At 45.3% G+C, this 5,031-nt stretch carries 3 protein-coding genes and 1 pseudogene; 3 read left to right on the top strand and 1 reads right to left on the bottom strand.

Annotated elements, in window-relative coordinates:
* Nucleotides 1-697: 697 nt before the first annotated feature.
* Nucleotides 698-904: pseudogene (locus tag JGK20_RS32985) on the top strand (reverse transcriptase N-terminal domain-containing protein); the annotation flags it as partial.
* Nucleotides 905-1,432: 528 nt separating this feature from the next.
* Here the strand turns inward: JGK20_RS32985 and JGK20_RS32980 are convergent.
* Nucleotides 1,433-1,576: a hypothetical protein gene (locus tag JGK20_RS32980; protein WP_293233634.1), complete on the bottom strand. Its 144-nt coding sequence runs from the start codon at nt 1,574-1,576 to the stop codon at nt 1,433-1,435.
* Between JGK20_RS32980 and ltrA (JGK20_RS32975) the strand changes: the two genes are divergently transcribed.
* Nucleotides 1,515-3,245: a group II intron reverse transcriptase/maturase gene (gene ltrA / locus JGK20_RS32975; protein ID WP_293199389.1), complete on the top strand. Its 1,731-nt coding sequence runs from the start codon at nt 1,515-1,517 to the stop codon at nt 3,243-3,245. The genes JGK20_RS32980 and ltrA (JGK20_RS32975) overlap by 62 nt on opposite strands.
* Nucleotides 3,246-3,334: 89 nt before the next feature.
* Nucleotides 3,335-4,930 carry a group II intron reverse transcriptase/maturase gene (ltrA, locus tag JGK20_RS32970; RefSeq protein ID WP_293233632.1) on the top strand — a complete coding sequence of 532 codons (1,596 nt, stop codon included), beginning with the start codon at nt 3,335-3,337 and terminating at the stop codon, nt 4,928-4,930.
* Nucleotides 4,931-5,031 lie beyond the last annotated feature (101 nt).

The following is a 5,031-nucleotide window of genomic DNA, read 5'->3' as shown; positions in this document are numbered from 1 at the left end:
ATTGTGAATGCAGACTTAAATGGTGCTGCCAAGTGCGATTCGTTCAGTCGAAACCGAGAAATCGGGGGATGACTGGCTTCTACAGGGTAATCCATCAGGATTGAGGAAAGCACTTTAATCCCTTGTAGATGATAACTTAATAACCTTGCAGGTGAGCGTCAGTATCCTAGAAAGCGTCAAATCCTGCCCCTCAGACGTAGAGGTGAAAGCATATCCCCCACTGTAGAGACTAGCCATCAATCGGTGAAGCGGGGATAAAAGCGGAAAGAGCTACTAGCCTAAAAAGTGGTATCCCGTGAGCAAGTTCCTATGGATAACGAAAGTGAAGTCACTGCCTGAATCACCGTTACTCCGAACCAGCGAAATAAGGCTTCTTGCGCTGGTAGTCCCAAAAGGGCATTAGTACAGGGTGGTATGAGGATTTTGCCCGACATACCTACGTTACCCAAAAACTCGGTGAAAAGGTGACATCCTAATGGAACAAACCAAAGGTTATGAGGAACGAAGTAACCCACCTGATTACTCTCGGAGAGGTCGAATACTCCGAGCAGTCAGCTAAGACGAAACCTCTGGATTATCCAGGTAACAGGTGGTAGAGATTGAGTCAGAAGCCAACGCCTCACTGTAATGGTGAAGGATATGCTAACGGACTCACGGTAATACGGATGGTATAGCTACAATTCGCAATGTAAATGTCATGAACACGGCAATAAAACCGATGTATGAATGGAGCGATATCAACTGGCGAAAGCTAGAACGTAACGTCTTTAAGTTGCAAAAACGGATATATCAAGCGTCTAATCGTGGTGATGTCAAGCTAGTACGCAAACTCCAGAAATTGTTGATAAGTTCTTGGACAGCAAGAGCATTATCGGTTCGTCGGGTAACTCAGGATAATCAAGGGGTGCGACGTGAAGTCGTACATTAGGCGCATCTGCGCTGAATAACTGGAGAGCCGCCTCTCCCGGAGAACTCTCTCTCTCCGTCCCCACATAAAAGAGTGTCACACTCCGCCTACAACAGTAGTAAGTAATGAACCTGTTGGAATGCAAGGCATGAAAGCCCCGCAACTGGTAGCCCAAATCAGTGAAAGGGCAAGGGGAAGATCGAAAAGGGTTAACGTTATGTGAATCACTGTAGATTCCGTTATGTCTAAAGAGTGAAATCAGGCTGATACACTCTAGCCAAAAAGGCAAGTGAGTAGGTTACTGGCAGCGCCTTGTGGCTAGTAACGAGAGAGCGAAACTCTCACCGGAATATAGGTGGAACCCAAATCGGTCGAAGGTTAAATGTACGGAACACGATAAGCCCTATGGATTCTCAAGCCAGGTCGATGGCGTGAGTAGGTTGACCGTAAGGAAAACGGAATTATCCAGAGGGTAAGGGATGCTGGAGAAAGCGAATGCTTTACCGTAATGCTGAAGATAGGGGTTCAGGCTTTGCCCCGCATCGAAAGATGGCAGACTTCCAGCGGGTCTTCAACGGTAAATTTTGCGTAAAGGAATTGAACCAACGTGAAAGATAGAGTCAGCAATGACATCGGAACGAAGGAACCGCTCAAGGGGTGGGCATCCATCAATTGGAAGCTCATCAAAAAGCGTGTCAGAAACCTGAGACGGAGAATCTACCGAGCAGCCCAGAACGGTCAGTGGAATAAGGTTAGAAGCCTCATGAAACTGATGCTTCGCAGTTACTCCAACCTGCTATTGTCAGTGCGAAGAGTCACTCAAGAAAACAAAGGGAAACAGACGGCTGGCATCGATGGTCAGACGGCTCTAACTCCAGAGGAAAGAGTGAAATTGGTCAGAGAAAGTAAGGAATACACCTTATGGAAAGTTCGCCCAACGAAAAGGGTATACATACCGAAAGCTAACGGAAAACAAAGACCATTAGGTATCCCGACAATCAAAGACCGGATAGCACAGGCAATTGTCAAAAATGCCCTGGAACCAGTCTGGGAAAACAGATTTGAAGCCCAGTCCTATGGCTTTCGCCCAGGCAGAAGTTGCCATGACGCAATTGAGCAGACATGGATAAGACTAAACGCTCAGGGGAACGACAGATGGATACTGGACGCAGATATTAAAGGGGCATTCGACAATATCAGCCACGAGTACCTGCTCAATGCCATAGGAGAAATCCCTGGTAAAGAGCTAATCAAACAGTGGCTAAAAGCAGGATATGTAGAGGCAGAAATATTCCACGATACCGAAAGCGGAACGCCACAGGGAGGGATTATTTCTCCCTTATTGGCAAACATAGCCCTCGACGGAATGGAAAAATTCCTAAGTCAATATAAAAAGACGAAGGAATACAAATATACCGACTCAAAAGGTAGAAAAAGAACAGAGAGGGAACACAAACCCAAATATGGGTTTGTTCGCTACGCTGATGACTTCATCATCACCGCAGAAAATCGTGAGGATTTGGAAGCCATTAAACCCATCCTAGAAGAATGGCTAAATCAGAGGGGTTTAAAACTTAATACGGATAAAACCCAAATCACTCATATTAATGAGGGCTTCAATTTCTTAGGGTTCAATGTCCGACATTACAAGGGTAAATGCTTAATTAAACCGCAAAAAGAAAAGGTCAAAGAATTCCTGTCTGGAATTCAACAATGGCTGAATCAACACAAAACGGTAAAAGCAACGGCAGTTATCCAGCACCTTAGCCCAATCATTAGAGGATGGGGGAACTACTACAAGCACAAGGTCAGTAAGGAGACGTTTTCTTACGTAGACTACCGAATATGGCAAATGCTGTGGAAGTGGTCGCTAAGAAGACACCCGAAAAAGGGGAAAGGTTGGATAGCCCAAAAATACTTCAGAACAATCAACGGGACGAAGTGGAACTTTGCCCAACCCTTAAAGAACAGACATGGTAGGGAAACATTAATAACCCTGCCGAAGCTGGCATACATCCCCATAGTACGCCATGTCAAAGTCAAAGACACGGCATCTCCCGACGACCCAACACTCACCAAATACTGGCAAGACCGCCAATCCAAATACGGGAAATCGTACTGGGCAAAAGGCTCAAAACTCTATAACGTAGCGGTTAACCAAAATTGGAAATGTCCAGTATGCGGTGAACACTTGTTCAATGGAGAAGAACTGCACACCCATCACAAGATTCGGGTGAAAGACGGAGGCACGGACAAAGCGGAAAACCTTGTCCACCTTCACAAAGCCTGTCACAGGCATGAACATACAGGCAAACGTTCTGAGGTTTTGGAGGCTTGAGCCGGATGATGGGAAACTGTCAAGTCCGGTTCTTAGGGGAGGAGGACGCGGCGACGTGTTCCTCCTTACCCGACAAGAAGACGGCTGGTGTGGATGGTGTGAAATCGCTAACCCCAAAGCAACGTTTCGCCTTGATAAATAAAATATCACTGGGTTCTAAGGTTAAGCCAACACGCCGAGTTTGGATACCCAAACCAGGGACAGATGAGGAAAGACCATTAGGCATACCGACAATGGAAGACCGAGCTTTGCAAGCGTTAGTCAAACTGGTGTTAGAACCAGAATGGGAAGCGCGATTTGAAGCTAACTCATACGGCTTCAGACCTGGGCGCTCATGTCACGATGCTATCGGAGCAATATTCTTGGCAATAAAGCAAAAATCAAAATATGTGCTGGATGCCGACATTAGCAAATGCTTCGACCGCATTAACCATGATGTACTTCTCTCAAAATTGAATACCTATCCTACCTTACGGAGACAAATCCGAGCTTGGTTAAAAGCTGGTGTAATGGATGGAAACAAGCTGTTCCCAACTGATGAAGGTACACCACAGGGCGGGGTGATTTCACCTCTACTTGCCAATGTCGCCTTACATGGGCTTGAGGAATTGATTATGGGTTTAGCCCCAAAATTCGAGATGAGAGACTCTCGTGGTCATACTTGTGGATTACGAGACAAAATCAAATCGATTTCACTGATAAGATATGCTGACGATTTCGTAGTCCTCCATGAGGATGTAGAAGTCGTAAAGCTGTGTAAGGTTGAGATAGAGAAGTGGTTAAGTGACATTGGGTTAGAACTAAAACCGAGTAAAACAAAGATAGCCCATACCCTGAATAGACTAGATGGGGAAGAATCTGGATTTAACTTTCTAGGATTCAACATCAAGCAGTTTCCAGTAGGAAAATATAACTCGGGAATAGGGACTAGAGGTGTCTTATTGGGTTTTAAAACTATTATCACCCCCAGTAAGGAAAGCCAGAAGAGGCACTACAGAAAAGTTGCAGAAGTAATAAATAAGTCGCGTGGCTTAAATCAAGCGACTTTAATTAAGAATCTCAATCCTATCATACGGGGTTGGTGTAACTACTTCTGTTCAGTCGTCAGCCAGAAAATATTTGCAAGGCTGTGGCACTTAGTGGTTTGGAAGCTCCTCAAATGGGGTCGTCATCGTCATAGGAACAAAGGCAGAGGGTGGATACGCCTTAAATACTTCAAAACCGTAGAAGGCAATAACTGGGTGTTTGCAACCGGAGAGGGTAACAATCCTTATGCGCTAATACAACATAGCTCCACGGAAATAAAACGCTATGTAAAGGTAAAAGGAAAAGCATCCCCCTACGACGGTGACTGGTTATATTGGAGTTCAAGAATGGGAGTACACCCCGAAATACCTGCGAGAGTGTCTAAACTACTCAAGCGTCAAAAAGGGAAATGCACCCACTGCGATAACTACTTCAAAGATGGAGATTCGATAGAAGTTGACCACATCATCCCTAAATCGAAAGGTGGAAGGGAATCTTATGATAATTGGCAACTACTCCATCGACATTGCCACGACACAAAGACCGCCAACGATGGCAGTCTCGGTAACAAATCTAGCTGTAAAAGTGCTAAACCTAAGCCACCAGTGGAACCAAGCCTTTGGGTTTGGGAAAACGATATGTTGGTAATGACGTACTGATGACAACAGCCGTTTTATTGAGGAGCCCAATGATGGGAAACTATCACGTTCCGTTTTGGAGAGCAGTGGAGGGGGCGACTCCTTCACTGACTTTAATTATT

The organism is Microcoleus sp. PH2017_05_CCC_O_A, from assembly GCF_020738785.1.
In the GTDB taxonomy this organism is placed as follows: Bacteria; Cyanobacteriota; Cyanobacteriia; order Cyanobacteriales; family Microcoleaceae; genus Microcoleus.
The sequence above is the reverse complement of the archived record's forward strand: the minus strand, read 5'-3'. Positions and strand labels throughout refer to the sequence as shown.